The 18,596-nt window shown below is 72.7% G+C and carries 15 protein-coding genes and 1 pseudogene; 6 read left to right on the top strand and 10 right to left on the bottom strand.

The window, feature by feature from the left end; all coding sequences use genetic code 11:
• Positions 1-299 precede the first annotated feature (299 nt).
• The gene (locus ACFYUS_RS24345) at positions 300-1,271 is read left to right on the top strand and encodes a hypothetical protein (RefSeq protein WP_388855735.1); all 972 of its coding nucleotides are present in this window, start codon (positions 300-302) and stop codon (positions 1,269-1,271) included.
• Positions 1,272-1,275: 4 nt separating this feature from the next.
• Here the strand turns inward: ACFYUS_RS24345 and ACFYUS_RS24340 are convergent, their stop codons facing one another.
• From ACFYUS_RS24340 to rsmI, 6 genes are all read right to left on the bottom strand, one after another.
• Positions 1,276-2,169: a 4-(cytidine 5'-diphospho)-2-C-methyl-D-erythritol kinase gene (locus ACFYUS_RS24340; protein ID WP_388855732.1), complete on the bottom strand. Its 894-nt coding sequence runs from the start codon at positions 2,167-2,169 to the stop codon at positions 1,276-1,278.
• Positions 2,166-3,053, bottom strand: coding sequence for a 16S rRNA (adenine(1518)-N(6)/adenine(1519)-N(6))-dimethyltransferase RsmA (gene rsmA, locus ACFYUS_RS24335; RefSeq protein WP_388855729.1), 888 nt, complete (start codon positions 3,051-3,053; stop codon positions 2,166-2,168). The genes ACFYUS_RS24340 and rsmA overlap by 4 nt, the downstream gene beginning before the upstream one ends.
• A gap of 116 nt (positions 3,054-3,169) precedes the next feature.
• Positions 3,170-4,453, bottom strand: coding sequence for a ubiquitin-like domain-containing protein (locus ACFYUS_RS24330; RefSeq protein ID WP_388855726.1), 1,284 nt, complete (start codon positions 4,451-4,453; stop codon positions 3,170-3,172).
• A gap of 72 nt (positions 4,454-4,525) precedes the next feature.
• Positions 4,526-5,395 (bottom strand): TatD family hydrolase, encoded by an 870-nt coding sequence (locus ACFYUS_RS24325; RefSeq protein WP_388855723.1) that lies wholly within the window; start codon positions 5,393-5,395, stop codon positions 4,526-4,528.
• 40 nt (positions 5,396-5,435) lie between these two features.
• Positions 5,436-5,855, bottom strand: a complete 420-nt coding sequence (locus tag ACFYUS_RS24320; protein WP_388855720.1) for a hypothetical protein — start codon at positions 5,853-5,855, stop codon at positions 5,436-5,438.
• Positions 5,856-5,993: 138 nt separating this feature from the next.
• Positions 5,994-6,881: a 16S rRNA (cytidine(1402)-2'-O)-methyltransferase gene (gene rsmI, locus ACFYUS_RS24315; protein WP_388855717.1), complete on the bottom strand. Its 888-nt coding sequence runs from the start codon at positions 6,879-6,881 to the stop codon at positions 5,994-5,996.
• Positions 6,882-6,933: 52 nt separating this feature from the next.
• On the opposite strand from rsmI, the gene ACFYUS_RS24310 reads away from it, so the two are divergent.
• Positions 6,934-8,682: a dolichyl-phosphate-mannose--protein mannosyltransferase gene (locus ACFYUS_RS24310; protein WP_388855714.1), complete on the top strand. Its 1,749-nt coding sequence runs from the start codon at positions 6,934-6,936 to the stop codon at positions 8,680-8,682.
• A gap of 62 nt (positions 8,683-8,744) precedes the next feature.
• Here ACFYUS_RS24310 and ACFYUS_RS24305 read toward each other — a convergent pair whose 3' ends face one another.
• Positions 8,745-10,955, bottom strand: coding sequence for an FG-GAP repeat domain-containing protein (locus tag ACFYUS_RS24305; RefSeq protein ID WP_388855711.1), 2,211 nt, complete (start codon positions 10,953-10,955; stop codon positions 8,745-8,747).
• Between the two features lie 929 nt (positions 10,956-11,884).
• Between ACFYUS_RS24305 and ACFYUS_RS24300 the strand changes: the two genes are divergently transcribed.
• From ACFYUS_RS24300 to ACFYUS_RS24290, 3 genes are all read left to right on the top strand, one after another.
• Positions 11,885-13,528, top strand: coding sequence for a penicillin-binding transpeptidase domain-containing protein (locus ACFYUS_RS24300; RefSeq protein ID WP_388855708.1), 1,644 nt, complete (start codon positions 11,885-11,887; stop codon positions 13,526-13,528).
• A gap of 106 nt (positions 13,529-13,634) precedes the next feature.
• The gene (locus tag ACFYUS_RS24295) at positions 13,635-14,132 is read left to right on the top strand and encodes a YbaK/EbsC family protein (RefSeq protein WP_388855705.1); all 498 of its coding nucleotides are present in this window, start codon (positions 13,635-13,637) and stop codon (positions 14,130-14,132) included.
• On the top strand, positions 14,129-14,980 hold the full coding sequence (locus tag ACFYUS_RS24290) for an EamA family transporter (protein ID WP_388855702.1): 852 nt from the start codon (positions 14,129-14,131) through the stop codon (positions 14,978-14,980). The genes ACFYUS_RS24295 and ACFYUS_RS24290 overlap by 4 nt, the downstream gene beginning before the upstream one ends.
• A 10-nt stretch (positions 14,981-14,990) precedes the next feature.
• Here ACFYUS_RS24290 and ACFYUS_RS24285 read toward each other — a convergent pair.
• The 3 genes and pseudogenes from ACFYUS_RS24285 to ACFYUS_RS24275 form a co-directional block, all read right to left on the bottom strand.
• Positions 14,991-16,019 (bottom strand): annotated as a pseudogene (locus ACFYUS_RS24285) (S66 peptidase family protein).
• A 61-nt stretch (positions 16,020-16,080) separates the two neighbouring features.
• Positions 16,081-16,953, bottom strand: coding sequence for a helix-turn-helix domain-containing protein (locus tag ACFYUS_RS24280; protein ID WP_388855699.1), 873 nt, complete (start codon positions 16,951-16,953; stop codon positions 16,081-16,083).
• Positions 16,954-17,060: 107 nt separating this feature from the next.
• Positions 17,061-17,843 (bottom strand): SDR family NAD(P)-dependent oxidoreductase, encoded by a 783-nt coding sequence (locus tag ACFYUS_RS24275; RefSeq protein ID WP_388855888.1) that lies wholly within the window; start codon positions 17,841-17,843, stop codon positions 17,061-17,063.
• A 131-nt stretch (positions 17,844-17,974) separates the two neighbouring features.
• Between ACFYUS_RS24275 and ACFYUS_RS24270 the strand changes: the two genes are divergently transcribed.
• Positions 17,975-18,595 carry a LysE family translocator gene (locus ACFYUS_RS24270; protein ID WP_388855696.1) on the top strand — a complete coding sequence of 207 codons (621 nt, stop codon included), beginning with the start codon at positions 17,975-17,977 and terminating at the stop codon, positions 18,593-18,595.
• Position 18,596 lies beyond the last annotated feature (1 nt).

Genomic DNA, 18,596 nt, shown 5'->3' with positions numbered 1-18,596 from the left:
GGGAATCCCGGGACACTGGCGGCAGGCGACCGATCCTCCTCGGCCTCGGCGTACAGGTCGCCGTGCGCCCGGCGCACGACCGGAGGCGAGGGGACCCGAGCAGGCTACGCATCTCGGCCGGCTGCTGAGGACGGAGCCTCGCGCGGCGACGAGTACGGCACGGGCCGGGGCGCCAGGCAGTGCCAACCGGCCCCATGCCGTCGGCCACGCGGGCGACCTCCCGGCCACGGCTGCCCGGGTCCCCGGTCGGCGAACCGACAGCCTCTCCTCAGATCACTCACCACCCCGAGGAGAAGCCCATGTCGAGACACCCCCGTCTGGCCGCCGTCGCCGCCGCCACCGCCGCCCTCACCGTGCTCGCCGCAGGGCCCGCATCGGCGGTCGATCCGACCGTGTCCGATCCCCACATCGTCGCCCATTTCAGCGCCCGCGACGGCGAGACGCCGGAGAACATCGCCCTCGAACCCGACGGCTCCGCCGACATCACCCTCGCCTTCGCGCACAAGGTCGTCCGCGTCGCCAAGGACGGCACCAGGACGCCCGTCGCCGAGCTCCCCACGGTGGCGAACCCCCAGACGCCCAACCTCGGCGCCGCCCTCGTCCTCGGCATCGCCCACGCCCACGACGGCACCCTGTACGTCGCCTACGCCACCGGCACCGCCGAGACCGGCATCTGGCGCATCGCCCCCGGCGGCGGCGTGCCGCGGCAGATCGCCCAGCTGCCCACCGACGCGTTCCCCAACGGCATCGCCCTCGACGAGCACTGCGACACCCTCTACGCCGCCGATTCGAACCGCGGCGAGGTGTGGAGCATCCCGCTGGACGGCGGAGAGCCCACCGTCTGGGCCTCGGGGCCGGAGCTCGCGCCGTCCTCGGCCCTCCCCTTCGGCGCCAACGGCCTCAAACTCCACGACGGCGCCGTATGGGTGTCCAACACGGCCCAGAGCACCCTGCTCCGCATCCCGTTCCAGGAGGACCGGAGCGCAGGTCCCGTCGAGACCCGGGCCACCGGGCTCACCGGGATCGACGACTTCACCTTCGCCGGCCATGGCGACACGGTCCTCGCCGCCCTGAACACGGCGAACAAGCTGGAGCTCGTCCGCCCCGACGGCACCCACAAGACCGTGCTCACCGAAGCGGACGGGCTCGACAACCCGACCTCCGCTGCCGTGCGCGCCAAGACCCTCTACGTGAACAGCGCGGCTTTCTTCAACACCGTGGACCCGGACCCGAACCTCCTGCTCGCCCGGATCTCCAGGAACAAGCTCTGACGTACTAGAGGACGGCCGCGCCCGGCGCCGGGGAGGTCGCGACCCGGGCCGTGCGGCAGGTGCCGGAGGCGATGAGGGCGGCGGCGACCGAGGCCGCCGTCTCCGCGTCCTTCACCAGGAACGCCGTCGTCGGCCCCGAGCCCGAGACCAGCGCCGCGAGGGCGCCCGCCTCCGTGCCGGCCGCCAGGGTCGCGGCGAGCGAGGGGCGCAGGGAGAGCGCCGGGGCCTGGAGGTCGTTGGCGAGGGTGGCGGCGAGGGCGGTGGTGTCGCCGGTCGCCAGGGCCTCCAGGAGGGCCGGGGACGCGGCCGGCTCCGGGACGTCCACGCCCTCGGTGAGGCGGTCGAACTCCCCGTACACCGCCGGGGTCGACAGCCCGCCGTCGGCGACGGCGAACACCCAGTGGAAGGCGCCCCCGACCGTCAGCTCCGTCAGCTTCTCGCCGCGCCCGGTGCCGAGCGCGGCCCCGCCGACCAGGCTGAACGGCACGTCGGAGCCGAGTTCGGCGCAGATGTCGAGGAGCGTCTCGCGCGGGGTGTCCAGCCCCCAGAGCGCGTCGCAGGCGAGCAGGGCGCCCGCGCCGTCCGCGCTGCCGCCCGCCATGCCGCCGGCGACCGGGATGTCCTTCGTGATGTGCAGGTGCACGTCCGGCGAGATGCCGTGCCGGGCGGCGAGCAGCTCGGCGGCGCGGGCGGCCAGGTTGCTGCGGTCCAGCGGCACCTTGTCGGCGTCCGGGCCCTCGCAGGTGATCGTCAGCCCGTCGGCGGGGGTGGCGGTGACCTCGTCGTACAGGGAGACGGCGAGGAAGACGTTCGCCAGGTCGTGGAAGCCGTCGGGGCGGGCGGCGCCGACCGCGAGCTGGACGTTGACCTTGGCGGGGACTCGTACGGTCACGCTCACGGCTGCTTCGCCTCCGGCTTGTTCTCCGCGATCCGCGCGAACTCCTCGACCGTCAGCGACTCGCCCCGCGCCTGCGGCGAGATCCCGGCCTTCACGAGGGCCTCCTCCGCGGCGGCCGGGGAGCCGGCCCAGTTCGCGAGGGCGGCCCGCAGGGTCTTGCGGCGCTGCGCGAAGGCGGCGTCGACGACCGCGAAGACCTCCTGCCGGGTGGCGGTGGTCGGCAGCGGTTCGGCGCGGCGGACGAGGGAGACGAGGCCGGAGTCGACGTTCGGCGCGGGCCAGAAGACGTTGCGGCCGATGGCGCCGGCGCGCTTGACCTCGGCGTACCAGTTGGCCTTGACCGAGGGGACCCCGTACACCTTGTTCCCGGGCTTCGCGGCGAGCCGGTCGGCGACCTCGGCCTGGACCATGACGAGGGTCCGCTCGATGCTCGGGAAGCGCTCCAGCATGTGCAGCAGGACGGGCACGGCCACGTTGTACGGCAGGTTCGCGACGAGCGCGGTGGGCGGCGGGCCCGGGAGCTCCTGGACGAGCATCGCGTCGGAGTGGACCAGCGCGAAGCGGTCCTTCTTCTGCGGCATGCGGGCGGCGATCGTCGCCGGCAGCGCGGCGGCGAGGACGTCGTCGATCTCGACGGCCGTCACGCGGTCGGCGGCCTCCAGGAGGGCCAGGGTGAGGGAGCCGAGGCCGGGCCCCACCTCCACGACCACGTCCTCGGGCCGCACCTCGGCCGTGCGGACGATCCGCCGGACGGTGTTGGCGTCGATGACGAAGTTCTGGCCCTTCTGCTTCGTGGGGCGCACGCCGAGGGCGGCGGCCAGCTCACGGATGTCGGCGGGGCCGAGGAGGGCGTCGGGGCTTTCGGGGCCGGTGGTGGTGCTCACCGGTACAGCGTACGGGGCCCGGGTGGGGCCGACCTACGGCTCACCGGTACGACGGGGCCGGTGCGGGGCGCCGCCGGGCGCCCGCTCACCGGTGCGGGCCCCCGCCCCGGCGACGGCTACCCGTGGGTGAGCCGGCGCCCGCAGTGGGGCCACGGGCTCGCGCCCCGCTGCACGTAGAGCTTCTTCGCGCGGAAGGTCTGCTCGGCGGCGGGCGCGTTCTGGGCGGTGCCGGTGCCGCCGAGGGCGTGCCAGGTGCCGGGGTCGAACTGGTAGAGCCCGCCGTACGTCCCCGAGGGGTCGACCGCGTTCGGGCGGCCGCCGGACTCGCAGGCGGCGAGCGCGCCCCAGTCGAGGCCGTCGGCGCCGGTGACGGAGGCGGGCAGCGGCCGGGTGCCGATCCGCACCTTGCGGCTGACGGGCTCGCGGACGAGCTCCTCGCCGGTGCGGCGCGGCCGCTGTTTGACGCCGTTGACCGTGCGCAGGCTGTACGTGACGCGGCGGACGCCCGGGACGCCCTGCCGTTCGACGACCTCGGTGCCGGCGAACAGCCCGGGGTCGCGGACCCGCTCGACGGCGTACGGGACGGACTCCTCCCGCACCTGCCGGGAGCCGGTGATCCGCAGGACGTTCACCGTCTGGCCGTCGCGGGGGAAGGAGCCGGACGGGACGGAGGTGGTGTCCTGCCCGGAGAGGGTGATCCCGGCCTCGGCGAGGGCCTCCCGGACGGTGGCGGCGTTCGTACGGATCGTCCGCTCGCGCCCGTCGGCCAGGAAGGTGACGGCCCGCTCGGTGCGGACGTCGAGGGCGAGGCCCTGGCGGGAGATGGCGGCCCCGCGGGAGGCCGAGAGGTAGGCGCCCTCCGCGCGGACCCCGAGCTGGCGCAGCGCCCCCTCGACGGTCTCGGCGGTCGTCCAGACCTGGCGGCGCTGTCCGTCGAGGGTGAGGGAGACCGGCCGCCCGTAGCGGACGACGATCTGGTCGCCGCTGGCCAGGGCCTCGCCGGGGGCGGGGGCGACGATGTCGTGCTCGCCGACGGTGACGCCCTCGTCGGCGAGGAGCTCCCGCACGTCGTCGGCGAAGGTATGGAGGGTGCGCGGGGTGCCGTCGACGGTGAGCTCGACGGCCTTGTCGTCGGCGACGAAGGCGCTGGTGCCGCCGGCGAGGAAGGCGACGACGAGGGCCTGCGGGACGAGTTTCCGCAGGCCCTCGCCCGTACCGCCGGAGGCCTTGCGGCGGCGGGCGGTGCGGCGGGCCCCGGCGCGGGAGCCCTGCCCGGGCACGGTGCCGGGCAGGGCTGCGGGGACGACGAGGGGCGCGGCCTGCGTCGGCTGCTCGTGCACGGGCAGGGTCGCGGTCGCGCCCCGCCGTCCGGCTCGGTGACTGCCCTGGGAAGTGCTCACGAGGCCGGGACCCTAGCCCCGGTCGCCGTCACTCCGCCGAACGACCCGACTACGACACGTAACCGTTATGCATCAGTAATCGAAGGCGCGGGCCGTGTTCACGGCGATCGCCCCGGCGAGTTCGTTCTCCCCGATCCCGCGCACCTCGGCCATGGCCCGGACGGTGACCGGGATCAGGTAGGGGGCGTTCGGGCGGCCGCGGAAGGGGGCCGGGGTGAGGAAGGGGGCGTCGGTCTCGACGAGGACCAGTTCGAGGGGGGCGACCGCGAGGGCGTCGCGCAGGTACTGGGCGTTCTTGAAGGTGACGTTGCCGGCGAAGGACATGTAGTAGCCCTTGGCGGCGCAGATCTCGGCCATGGCGGCGTCGCCGGAGTAGCAGTGGAAGACGGTCCGCTCGGGGGCGCCCTCCTCGTCCAGGACGCGCAGGACGTCGGCGTGGGCCTCGCGGTCGTGGATGACGAGGGCCTTGCCGTGCCGCTTGGCGATCTCGATGTGGGCGCGGAAGGAACGCTCCTGCGCGGCGATGCCCTCGGGGCCCGTACGGAAGAAGTCGAGGCCGGTCTCGCCGACCCCGCGCACGTGCGGGAGGGCGGCGAGCCGGTCGATCTCGGCGAGGGCGTCGTCGAGGGCGGAGTCGCCTCCGCCCTGGCGGGCGCCCTGCCGCGACCAGCCGTCGGGGTCGCCCAGGACGATCCTGGGGGCCTCGTTGGGGTGCAGGGCGACGGCGGCGTGCACGTTCTCGTGGGCGGCGGCCGTCTCGGCGGCCCACTGCGAGCCCTTCACGTCGCAGCCGACCTGGACGACCGTGGTCACGCCGACGGCGGCGGCCTTGGTCAGGGCCTCCTCGACGGTCCCGGACTGCAGGTCCATGTGGGTGTGCGAGTCCGCGACCTCCACGAGGAGGGGTTCGGGCAGCGGCGGCGGGGCGTCCTTGGCACTCATGGCCCCGATCGTACGAGGGCCATGAGTGCCGGCGCGTGGCCTACTGGTGACGCCGGAACGGGTGGAGGAGGTCCGACAGGTGCCAGTGGTGCGGTACCGGCGGCTTCTCCGGGGCGTCCTCGGTCAGCTCCTGACCGATGGGGCCGGCCGGCGAGACGGGCTTCGTCGCCCGCGCCCCTTGCTGGTGCTTCTCGGTCGCGGCGATCAGGTCGAGCACCGACGACACCTGCCCCGCACGCATGATGCGGACGACGTGGCCGCCGCAGTTCATGCAGGTGGGGCTGGACAGCGGGGACGGTACCCGCTCTCCGGCGGCCTTGTAGACGACGAATTCATGGCCGGCCGCGTCGACGTGGTGCTCGATGTCGTACGCCTGCTCCCAGCCGTATCCACAGCGCATGCAGGCGAAGGCGTACGCCTCATGGGCGACGGATATGCCGGTGCCGGTGATCTCGCTCATGCCAGCTCCTCTCCACTGATCAGTGGACGCCTTTTCGGGCCGGAGCGCATCAGCGGGGGAAGAACCATGGAATGCTCTTTGGCGTTCCCTTGCCAAGCGCCCTGCGAAGAGTCCCGGCGCCGGGTTCGGCTTTGCCTTTCAGGTTAGTCCTTTGCCTTTTCCAGGGCCCGACGCGTCCGCATTCTTTGCCGCGACCACCGCATCGAAGACCTCCCGCTTGGGAAGACCGGCCTCCGCCGCGACGGCGGCGATCGCCTCCTTGCGGCGCTCCCCCGCCTCCTCGCGCACCCGCACCCTGCGCACCAGCTCCTCCGCGTCGAGCTCGGCGGGTCCGGTCTCCGGGGCGCCCTCGACGACGACGGTGATCTCGCCCCGTACGCCGTCCTTCGCCCATTCCGCGAGCTCGCCGAGCGGGCCGCGCCTGACCTCCTCGTACGTCTTGGTCAGCTCGCGGCAGACGGCGGCCCGGCGCTCCGCGCCGAAGACCTCGGCCATCGCGGCGAGGGTGTCGTCGAGCCGGTGCGGGGCCTCGAAGTAGACGAGGGTCCGTCGCTCGTCCGCGACCTCCCTCAGCCGTCCGAGGCGCTCGCCGGCCTTCCTCGGCAGGAAGCCCTCGAAGCAGAAGCGGTCCACGGGCAGGCCCGAGAGGGCGAGCGCGGTGAGCACGGCGGACGGGCCGGGGACGGCCGTCACCTTGATGTCCTGCTCGACGGCGGCGGCGACCAGCCGGTAGCCGGGGTCCGAGACGGACGGCATGCCCGCGTCGGTCACGAGCAGCACGCGCGCGCCGCCGGCCAGCGCTTCGACCAGTTCCGGCGTACGGGCGGACTCGTTGCCCTCGAAGTACGAGACGACACGCCCCGTGGTGTGGATGCCGAGCGCGCGCGTCAGCCCGCGCAGCCGCCGGGTGTCCTCGGCGGCGACGATGTCGGCCCGCTCCAGTTCGGCGGCGAGGCGGGGCGGGGCGTCCGCGATGTCGCCGATGGGGGTCCCTGCGAGTACCAGCGTTCCTGTCACACGGGACATCCTCCCAGCCCGGACAGGCGACGCGCACAGGCGCGTTCCCTACGATGGCGCGGTGACCAGTACCGCACCCGAGGCCCTGGAGGGCCAGCACCCCATGGCGGCGCCCGTGGCAGAGCCCTCTTCCTGGCAGCAGCGGCTGCGGCGCTTCGGCTACACGCCGCCCGCCGGAGACCCGATCGGGCTGCGCGAGCGGCTCGTCCCCCCGTACACCCGGCCCTCCGGGCGGACGTGGTCCCTCCTCGGCATCGGCCCCGGCGGCGCCGAGCGCCTCTGGCGGCTGATGGCCTGGGGCGGTCCGCTCCTGGTCACGGCGGTCGCGGGCCTGCTGCGGTTCTGGAACCTGGGCAAGCCGCACGCGGTGATATTCGACGAGACGTACTACGCGAAGGACTCCTGGGCCCTGATCAACCAGGGGTACGAGGGGGCCTGGCCGAAGGACATCGACAAGGCGATCCTCGCCAACCCGGACTCGGTCCTCGTCCCGACCGACCCGGGCTACGTCGTCCACCCGCCGATGGGCAAATGGGTGATCGGCGTCGGCGAGAAGCTCTTCGGCTTCGAGCCCTTCGGCTGGCGCTTCATGGTCGCGCTCCTCGGCACGCTGTCGGTGCTGATGCTGTGCCGCATCGGCCGCCGCCTCTTCCGCTCGACGTTCCTGGGCTGCCTGGCGGGCCTGCTCCTGGCCGTCGACGGACTGCACTTCGTGATGAGCCGCACCGCGCTGCTCGACCAGGTGCTGATGTTCTTCGTCCTCGCCGCCTTCGGCTGCCTCCTCCTCGACCGGGACCGGACGCGGGCGCGGCTCGCCGCCGCCCTCCCCGAGGACGAGGAAGGGGTGCTCCGTCCGGACGCGGAGGTCGCGGAGACCCTCCGCCTGGGCTGGCGGCCGTGGCGCATCGCGGCCGGCGTGTCCCTCGGCCTCGCGGCGGCGACCAAGTGGAACGGCCTGTACGTGATGGTCGGCTTCGGCCTCCTGACCGTCCTGTGGGACGTCGGCGGCCGCCGCACGGCCGGCGCCGTCCGCCCGCACCTCGCGGTGATCAAGAAGGACCTCGTCCCGGCGTTCGTCTCCGTCGTCCCGGTGGCCATCGGCACGTACCTGGCGACCTGGACCGGCTGGCTGGTCACCGACAAGGGCTACTTCCGCCACTGGGCCGAGGACCACGACAAGGCGGTCGGCGGCGGCACCTGGGGCTGGCTCCCGGACTGGCTGCGCAGCCTCTGGCACTACGAGTCCGAGGTGTACACCTTCCACGTCGGCCTCACCTCGCCGCACACCTACCAGTCCAACCCCTGGTCCTGGATCGTCCTCGGCCGCCCCGTCTCCTACTTCTACGAGTCCCCCGCCCCCGGCACCGCGGGCTGCCCCGCCACCGCCAAGGAGAAGTGCGCCCAGGAGGTCCTGGCCCTCGGGACCCCCCTCCTCTGGTGGGCCGCCTGCTTCGCCATCCTCTACCTCCTCTGGCGCTGGGCCTTCCGCCGCGACTGGCGCGCCGGCGCGATCACCTGCGGCATCGCCGCCGGCTGGCTCCCCTGGTTCCTTTACCAGGAACGCACCATCTTCCTTTTCTACGCCGTCGTCTTCGTGCCTTTCCTGTGCCTCGCGGTGGCCATGATGCTGGGCGCGGTCATCGGTCCCCGCGGCTCCTCGGAAAGACGCCGGACTTTCGGCGCGGTGGCGGCGGGATGTCTGGTCCTGCTCATCGTCTGGAATTTCATCTACTTCTGGCCCCTGTACACCGGAACGCCGATTCCGCTGGACCAGTGGAGAAACCGGATGTGGCTGGACACCTGGGTGTAGCGGGGCGGTTACGGCAGGAGGGCGCGACCGGTGGTCGCGCCCTCCGTGTCGGTGGACGGGGATCAGAACACGAGATCCGAAGAACCGTCCAAGTCCTCCAGGTACATCGTCTCGGCGCTCCGGAACGGGGCCCTCCAGTCGCCGGTGCCCTTGTACAGCTTCGAGGAGCCGCGCGTCGCGCTGATGCCCATGAGGTCGGCGCGTCCGTCGCCGTCGGCGTCGCCGGAGCCGATGAGCTGCCGGAACGCGTTCCAGCCGCCGCCCACCTTCGTACGGGCGGCGAAGGTGCCGTCGCCCTTGCCCAGGTACTCCCACAGGACGCCGGACCTGTCGCGGGCGACCAGGTCGCCGGCGGTGCCACCCGCGATGTTCCCGACAGCGGTGATGTCGTTGTAGACGCCCCAGCCGTTGCCGACCTTCTTGCGGGGGGCGAAGGGCTTCGCGGCGTTGCCGGTGCCGGGGTAGAGCCAGAGGCCGCCGGACTTGTCGACGGCGAGGGCGTCCGTGCGGCCGTCGTTCGTCAGGTCGCCGCCGAACGTGAGCCTGTCGTAGGCCTGCCAGCCGCCGCCGACCTTGATCCGGATGCCGAAGTTGCCGGTGCCGGTGCCCGGGTACAGCCAGAGCACACCGGACTTGTCCCGGGCCAGGAGGTCGCCGACCGCCGAACCGCCCAGGTCGCCGCCGGCCTCGATCCGGTCGTAGATGTTCCATCCCGAACCGAGGATGAACGTGGGCACGGTGCGGTGGATCCCGTGCTGCTCGTCGACCGGACGGTAGAAGAGGTCACTGCGCCAGAGGCGGCCTGCGGAGTCGCGCACGAGCAGGTCGGGGGTGCCGTTGTCGTTGAAGTCGTGGGGCTGTGTCTTGCGGACGACCTTGAAGGTGCCCTTGCGGACGGCGTCCGGACCGATGCCGTTGTACGGGCGGGCGACGATCTCCCAGGTGTAGTCGCCGTTGTAGAGGTCTTCGTTCCCGTCGTTGTCCTGCCAGTCGAACGCCACCGCCTTGGTCCCGTACGAACCGAAGGTCCGGGTCGTCCCGGTGCGTACGTGGCGCACGGTGACCGCCACGTTCGCCGTGGCCCGGGACAGGTTCCACCGGAAGGTGAAGCCGTCGTTCCCGTCGAGGTCGAGGGTCGCCCCGGGGACGGCGCCGTCCGTGACGAGGACCTCGGTGGGCTCACCGGTCGTCGCGACCTTCTCGACCTGCGGGGCCTGGTTCCCCGTGTCCGCGATGCGGTACATGCCCTCGCCCTGCCCGACGAGGCCGCCGCGCGCGTACAGGCTGCCGTCGGGGGCGGGCGCGAGCTCGTAGGCGTGGTCGAGCAGCTTCACCGACGTCTTGGTGGTGAGGTTGTAGGCGGTGAGGGGGAAGTGCACGCTCGGCTGGGAGAAGGACATGCCGCCCTTCTGCCCGTACACGACCCAGTCGCCGACCAGGCCGACGTGGAAGTTGCCCAGCGACGGCACCGCGGCCACCGGGACCTCCTGCTCGGCGCCGGTGGCGAGGTCCTCGACGAAGACCTGCGGCGGCCGGTTCGTCGCGTCGCCCGTGGCCCAGGCCTTGCGGGTCGCGGAGACGGCGTCGAGGTCGGTCGTCCTGTCGCGGAGGTCGCCGACGGCCCCGGTGGCGAGGTCGATCAGACCCCACTTGCCCTTGCCGCCCTGGAGGAAGGTGACCAGGGCGCGGTCGGGAGTGACCGGCTCGACCTTGAGGGAGATCGCGTCCGCGGGGAGGACGGTCACCGTCGCGCCGGCGACCGCCTCGGTGTGCCTGCGGAGCACCGTGCCCGCCTCGGTCGCGAGGGTCGTGAAGACGGCGTCGCCCGCGGCGCCCACGTACTTCGCGTCGCCCGCGGCCGAGCCGACGGGGATCTCCAGGGAACCGCTGGTGCTCAGGTTCCGCTGTGTGATCTTGTACGTCCCCTGGAAGACCAGGTAGTCGGTGGTCCGCGTCGACCGCAGGTAGGTCCCGGCCCCGTACGCCTGCCCGGCCCCGTCCGCGTACCGTCTCCAGGTCGTGGTGCCGTCGGGGGCGGCCGTGAGGAATCCGGTCACCCCGGCCCCGACGAGCCGACCGGCGGCGGGGTACGGGATCGGGTCCGCGGCGGTGGTCGCCGCGTCCGCCGTGTTCGCCGTGTTCGCCACGGGGCCGCCGCCCGCCACCGGAACGGCGCTCGCGGGGACGGTCAGCGCACCCGCGCCGAGGGTGACGGCCATGACGGTGGTGACGGCAGCGGCGAGCCGACGCCGGGTCGTACGGGCCAGAAGCACGTGTGATCCCTCCCGAGCACATCAGGCGCACCATGCGCCTCATCCGTAAGACCCACGGGGAGGCAGAGGGTTGTACGGGACGGAGAAGCCGGACGCGACCCGACTCCCTCTGCCGAACCGGTACGGGGCCCGGTCCCGAAACGCCAGGATTCGCCACCCCTTCGAAGCCACTGCCTGCGGCGTTGTTTTGCGCCACTGCCCAACGCCACGGCGCGCCACGGTCTTTCGCCAACCTCCCACGGCGATATCGGCCCTTGATCGACGGAGGTTGCTTGATGAAGCCGACCAACTGCGGTTATCTCGTCCTGCAGCGGCTTCGTGGCTCGCCCTCGGGGCCGTGGCTCCTCGCACACGAAAGGCCTGGCCTCGGGTTGCCGCCCGAGACCAGGCCCGTGCGCGGGGCGGCGTGGGTCCGGCCGAGCATCCGTCGGCCGGGCCCACAATCCAGCCCGACCAGCCGTCCAGTCCCTGCTGCTGCGTCACATGAAGCGCTCGACGCATCCCGCGATGGCAGTGATCGCCGTCAGAACCAGCGCCGCCAGTTCGACCCAGTCACGCGGCTGGGCCCTGCGGCGCGGCCTCCTCTTCCTCGACCTCTCCATCCGGTCCGGACTCCTCCCTCTCGACCTCCCAACGACGTGTTGGGACCTGCCACTTGGCAGGCGCTCACGGAGAGAAAGCAGTGGACTCTCGCAACCTACCGCCGTGCCGACCCGATCCAGGACAAGATCTGCCGTTCGCCACTGTTCGCCACACCCCGCCCCTCGAAAGCGCCACCTCTGGTGTCTGCGAGGGAGCGGGATCGCACGAAGGGGGCGCGACCGGAACGACCCGAGCGGCGGGAGTGACGGATATGGCGAGAGTTGCTCGACATGCCGACGCCGGGGCTGCTTGACTCGTCGGTCCACCTGGGGAGGGGAACCACAGTCATGCGCAGTGGAGCCAAGGTCGCGATCGTCGGGGGCGTGTTCGCCGTCGTGGCGAGCGGTGTCGGGTACGGGGGCTACAACCTCTACAACGGGATCACGGGTGGCGACTCGGACCTCACTTCCCGGTCCGGTTCCGCGCCGAGGACGGGGCCCGTCACCGCCGAGGAGGTCTCGGGCACGGCGAGGGACTTCCTCACCGCCTGGGCCGCCGGGGAGTCCGACAAGGCGGCGCAGCTGACGAACGACCCGGTCGCGGCGGGGCCCGCGGTCGCGGCGTACCGGGAGGGCGCGCGCGTCTCGAAGGCGGTGATCACGCCGGGGACGGCCGTCGGGCCGACGGTGCCGTTCACCGTGAAGGCGACGATCTCGTACGAGGGCGTGTCCAAGGACCTGTCGTACGCCTCCGAACTGACCGTGGTGCGCGGCCAGACCACCGGCCGCCCGCTCGTGAAGTGGCAGCCGGCCGTCCTCCACCCGAAGCTGACCGCCGCCGCCACCCTGCGGACGGGGGTCGCGAAGACGGCCTCGGTGAAGGCCGTCGACCGCGACGGCGTGGAGCTGACGGCGGAGAAGTACCCCTCGCTCAGGCCGGTCCTGAACGAACTGCGCAGGCGGTACGGGTCGAAGGCGGGCGGCACGGCCGGCGTCGAGACCTGGATCGACTCGGGCAGCGAGGGCGTCGCCGACACCCCCCTCCTCGTCCTGTCGAAGGGGAAGCCGGGCACGCTGAGGACCACCATCGACGCGGACGTGCAGGCGGCGGCCGAGAAGGCGGTCAAGGACTTCGACTCGGCCTCGGTGGCCGCGATCGAGCCGTCGACGGGGGCGATACGGGCGGTCGCCAACAATCCGGCCACCGACTTCGACACCGCGCTCCAGGGGCAGCAGGCCCCCGGCTCGACGATGAAGATCGTCACGGCGGCGATGATGATGGAGCACGGTCTGGCCAAGCCCGGCAGCCCGGTCGAGTGTCCGTCCAGCGTGTCCTGGATGGGCGTCCCCTTCCACAACCTGAAGAACTTCTCCATCGAGAACGGCACCCTCACCGACGCCTTCAGCCGCTCCTGCAACACCGCCTTCATCAAGGCGATCGGCCCCCTCGACCACAAGGACATCGCGGACACCGCCCTCGGCGCGACCGCCCGCCGCTGGTTCGGCATCGGCGAGGAGTGGAACATCGGCGTCGGGGCGTGGGACGGCTCCGTGCCCGAGTCGGCCGGGGCCGAGACGGCCGCCTCGTACATCGGCCAGGGCAAGGTCACGATGAGCGCCCTGAACGTCGCCTCGCTCTCCGCGACCGCGAAGAACGGCGCCTTCCTCCAGCCGTACCTGGTGGCGCGGGACCTCGACGACCGCGAGTTCGCCAAGGCCGAACGGCTTCCCGACGAGGTCGCCAGGGGGCTGCGCCTGATGATGACCGAGGCGGCGACGAGCCGGCTCGGCACCGCCACGAACGCGATGGCCGGGGTCCCCTCCCCCAAGGGCGCCAAGACCGGCTCGGCGGAGGTCGACGGCCAGGGCAGGTCGAACAGCTGGTTCACCGGCTACTCGGGCGACCTCGCGGCGGCGGCCGTCGTCCAGTCGGGCGGCCACGGCGGCGACGCGGCGGGCCCGGTGGTGGCGCGGGTCCTCAAGGCGGGGTGACCGCACGCCGGAACCCGGTCACGTGGCCCGCACCGGAACCCGGTCGCGTGACCGCACGCCGGAACCCGGTCGCGTGGCCCGTACACCGACCGCTAGCGTGCGGGCCATGACGACCGACAAGGACACCGCCTCCGCCGCCCACCCCCAGTTCGCCGCAGCCCTCCGGGAGTTGGGGCTCGACGTCGAGATCCGCCGCTTCCCGGACGAGACCCGCACCGCCCAGCAGGCCGCCGACGCCATCGGCTGCGAGGCCGCCGAGATCGTGAAGTCGCTGATCTTCGCGGCCGACGGGGTGCCGGTCCTCGTCCTGATGGACGGCGCGTCACGGGTGGACGTCGAGCGCGTACGGCAGGAGCTGGGCGCGGAGAAGGTGACCCGGGCGGACGCGAAGGCGGTCCGGGAGACGACCGGGTACGCGATCGGGGGCATCCCGCCGTTCGGCCACCGCACCCGGACCCGGGTCCTCGCCGACCGGGGCATCCTCGACCACGCCGTGGTGTGGGCGGCGGCGGGCAACCCCCACACGGTGTTCGCGCTGGACCCGAAGACGCTCGTCACCCACGCCGGAGGCACGCTCGTGGACGTCCGCGAGCCGTCCGCGTGACCCCGCTCGTCACCCTCGCGGTCCTCCTCGCCGCGGTCACGCACGCGAGCTGGAACGCGATGGCGAAGAGCGTCAAGGACCAACTCCTCTCCTTCACACTGATATCCGGCGGCGGGGCGCTGATCGGCGCGGCCGCGGCCTGCTTCGCACCGCTGCCGGCGGCGGGGGCCCGGCCGTACCTGATCACCTCGGCCCTCCTCCACATCGCCTACTACGCCCTCCTCATGCGCTCGTTCACCCTCGGCGACTTCGGCCAGATGTACCCGATCGCCCGCGGCACGGCCCCGCTGGTCGTGACCGCCCTCGCGGCGGTCTTCGTCCACGAACTGCCGGGCGGCTGGCAGCTCCTCGGCGTCGCGGTGGCCTGCGCGGGCCTGACGGGCCTGGCGCTGTGGGGCATCCGGGGCGGCGAGAGCCGCCCGCACTGGCCGGCCCTCCTCGCCGCGGGCGCGACCGGCCTGTCCATAGCCCTGTACACGGTCGTCGACGGCGTCGGCGTCCGCGCCTCCGGCACCCCCCTGGGCTACATCGGCTGGCTGATGGTCCTGGAAGGCCTCGCGATCCCCGCGTACGCCCTCTGGACCCGCCGCACCGCCCTCCTCCCCCAGCTCCGCCCCCACGCCGCCCGAGGCCTCCTCGGCGCCACCCTCTCCGTCGCCGCCTACGCCCTCGTCCTCTGGGCCCAGACGAAGGCCCCCCTCGCCCCGATCGCCGCCCTCCGCGAATCCTCCATCATCGTGGGCGCCGCCATCGGCGCCGTCTTCTTCAAGGAACGCTTCGGCGCCCCGAGGATCGCGGCGGCGGGGCTGATGGTGGTGGGGATCGGGCTGATGCTGCGGGCGGGGTGAACGGAGTGGATCAGTCCAGGATCTGGGTCAGTTCGCTGCGCGCCGGGGTGTGGACGACGCGGCCGCGTGCTCCGTTGACGAGGGGCGGGTACGGCGGGACGTGTCCGCACTCGACGTCGGCGACGATCGGCACGTTCAACGGCCCGAGCGCGTCGAGCACGGCCTCGTGCTGGGTGAGCGAGTCGGTGCCGGGTGCCGAGGTCCGGCCGACGAGGACGGCGTTCGCCGCGTCGAAGAAGCCGGCGAGCCTCATGCCGTGCAGGTTGCGGCAGACGGCGAAGGCGTCGTCGCCGCCCGCCTCGACGTACACGAGGAGCCCTTCCGGCGACCGGTCCCGCACCAAGCCGGAGACGTCGGGGTAGGGCGTACCGGTGAGGTTGCAGAGGGTCTCGACGCAGCCCCCGATGAGACGCCCCTCGGCGTCGACGTCCCCGTCGCCGTCCAGCCGGGTCCCTCTGCCAGGGGTGTCCAGCGTGAACTCGCGTACGCCGGGGTCGGTGCGGCAGTCGTCCCGGCCGGCCGCCCGGTGCCGGTTCGGCGGGGTCTGCGTGAACCGGTGCCCCTGCGGGGCGGTGACGATGTCCAGCCAGGACAGCAGGCCTTCGGGCACCCGGTACGGGGTGTCCATGAGGTTGTTCCCGTGGACGGTCGCCACCCCGGTGAGCAGGGTCAGCGGTGTCATCGGCGTCGACAGGTCGGAGAACCCGACGAGCCACGTCGGCTCGGCCTCCCGCAGCCGGTCCAGGTCGAGGAGCGGCAGCAGGTCGATCCCGGTCTCCCCGCCTCACGGCGGCACCACGGCCCTGATCCCGGGATCCGTCACCATGGACATCAGCTCGCTCGCCCGGTCGGCGGCCGGGGCACTGACATGACCGGCGCCGTCCATGCAGCGCCCGACGACGACCTCGTACCCCCGCGCCTCCACCTCCCGGATCGCCACGTCGAGCCGCGCGCGCATCTCCTTCGGCACGCCACTCGACGGGGAGGTCACGCCTATACGGTCACCGGGACGCAGGGGACGCGGGTATCGAACCGACATGCGCGGGATTCCGGCACGCGGGCGCGCCAGCCCCCCACCGGGACGGCGCTCGGCCTCGTGCTCAGGCCCTCGTGCGGGTCACCGGGAACCACAGCTGTGCGTCGGAGTGGTTCGGGTCGGCCTGGGAGGGGCGGGTGCGGAGGATCTCGGGGCCGGGGCGGTATTCGTAGGGGTTGGAGGGGATCCACTGGGCGGCGACGTCGCCCCACATCTGCTGGAGGGCCTGGGGGAACGGGCCGGTGTTCTCGAAGACGGCCCAGGTGCCGGCGGGGCAGTCGAGGACGTCGAGGTCGGCGGGGAGGTCGGCGGCGGCGGTCACCACGGCGTGGTAGTAGTCGAGGTCGCTGCCTTCTTCGAAGCCGTCCGAGAGGCGGACGGTCGCCGAGATCACGCCTTCCGGGTCCTGGTCGGAGAGGGCGGCGATGCGGAGCATCGTCTCGGGCGGGATGCTGTGGATGTGGTCGGCGATGTGGGGGTTGACGCCCTGGTAGATGAGGGGGACACGGGCTTTCTTGCCGACGACGCGGAAGGCGTCCTTCTCCACGATGCGGTAGCGCATGGTGCTGTTCCCTTCGACGGTGAGGCGGAAGGAGAGCCGGGGCTGTGCGTTCAGGGCCGCGCCGGTGCGCCGGGCCTCGCCCGGGCCGACGCCGTGGACGGCGCGGAACGCGCGGGCGAAGGCTTCGCCCGAGGTGTAGCCGTAGCGGAGCGCGATCTCCAGCAAGGTGGGCTCCCCGGCGAGGACTTCGGCTGCCGCGACGGTGAGCCGGCGACGGCGGACGTACTCGGACAGCGGCATCCCCGCCAGCGATGAGAACAGCCGCCGGAAGTGGTACTCCGATGTGACCGTGATCCGGGCCAGTTCGGACACGTCGAGGGTCTGGTCGAGACGGCCCTCGATGTGTTCCATGGCCTGGTTGAGGCGATCCAGCAACCCCGGTCTCCTTCCCTTTCGATCACCGACGGTACGGACGAGCATGCCTGTCGGGCCCGACGATCCATGCCCGCTCCGGTCGGGTCGGGTCGGGTCGGAGGGGTCTCTCAGTCGTCCAGCACCTCCGCGAAGTGCGTGTTCACCGCCAGCAGTCCGCCGTCCACGCGGAGGGTCGTGCCCGTGATCCAGGAGGCGTCCGTCGAGGCGAGGAAGGCGACTGCCGAGGCCACGTCCTCCGGGGTGCCGACGCGGCCCAGGGGGTAGACGCGGGTCGCCAGGGCCGCGAGGTCGGCTTCGCGGCCCGCCCAGGCCGTCGTCTCGATCGTGCCCGGGTTGATCTGGTTGACCCGGACCCCGCGCGGGGCCGCGTCGCCCGCCAGGGTGCGGGTGAGGGACGCCAGGCCCGCCTTGGCGGCGCTGTAGGCGTGGTTGCCGAAGTCCGCCTCCGCGTTGACCGAGCCGATCGTGACGATCGCGCCGCGCCCGCCGGCCGCCGCGAGGTGCGGGAGGGCGGCCCGGGAGCAGCGGACGGCGCCCATCAGCGTGACGTCCAGCTGGCCGGTCCAGTTGTCGTCGGGTTCGTCCTCGAAGCGGTCGCGGTCGGCGGCGACGGGGGCGAGGGCGTTGTTGACGAGGACGTCGAGGCGGCCGAAGACGCGGACCGCGTACGCGACGGCCGCGTCGACCGACGCCTGGTCGCCGACGTCGCAGCGGGCCGCCTCCGCCCCGGGGAGCTGCCCGGCCGTGCGGCGGGCCGCCTCCTCGTCGATGTCCGTGACGAGGACCCGCGCGCCCTCCGCCGTGAGCCGCCGGGCGGTGGCCGCGCCGATGCCGCGCGCCGCGCCGGTGATCAGTACCGCGTATCCCTCGAACCGCCGGGTGAGTTCCATGCGTTCCATGCGGTGATCTCAGCATCGAACCGCGGGACGGACCAGTGGGCCGACTCTGTCACCTCGCCCTCGCGCCGGCCGCCTCCGATCGGCTAGCGTCGCCGGACTACGGGCACGGGGGGATCGGGGACATGGGTCAGCTCATCGCCGTGGCGGTCATCACCGTCCTGGCCGTCATCAGCCCCGGCGCGGACTTCGCGATGACCGTCCGGAACAGCTATCTGTACGGGCGGACCGCCGGCGTCCTCGCGGCCGTCGGGATCGCGGCGGGCGTGCTCGTCCACGTCACGTACACGATGCTGGGCGTGGGCCTGCTGGTCTCGCGGACGCCGATGCTGTTCACCGCGATGAAGCTGATCGGCGCCGCGTACCTGGTGTACATCGGGTACAAGACGTTCGTCGCCAAGGCCACCCGGGTGGACATGGACCCGTCGGACGAGGGCGGGCTCTCGAAGGCCGGGGCGCTGCGCACCGGGTTCCTGACGAACGCGCTGAACCCGAAGACCATGCTCTTCGTGCTGAGCACCTACACGCAGGTCGTCAGCGCCGACACGCCCCTCTTCCAGCAGGTCGGCTACGGCCTGTTCATGTCGTTCGCGCACCTGGTGTGGTTCGCCCTCGCCGCGGTGTTCTTCTCCCACCAGGGCCTGCGGGCGCGGCTGTTGCGGAAGCAGGGCGTGCTGAACAAGGTCATCGGGTCGGTGCTCGTCGGGCTCGGGATGGTGCTCGCCCTCACGCCCGCCGTGGCCTGAG

This window comes from Streptomyces sp. NPDC004284 (genome assembly GCF_042874035.1).
Taxonomy (GTDB): Bacteria; Actinomycetota; Actinomycetes; order Streptomycetales; family Streptomycetaceae; genus Streptomyces.
This window is presented reverse-complemented; position numbering and strand designations above follow the sequence as displayed.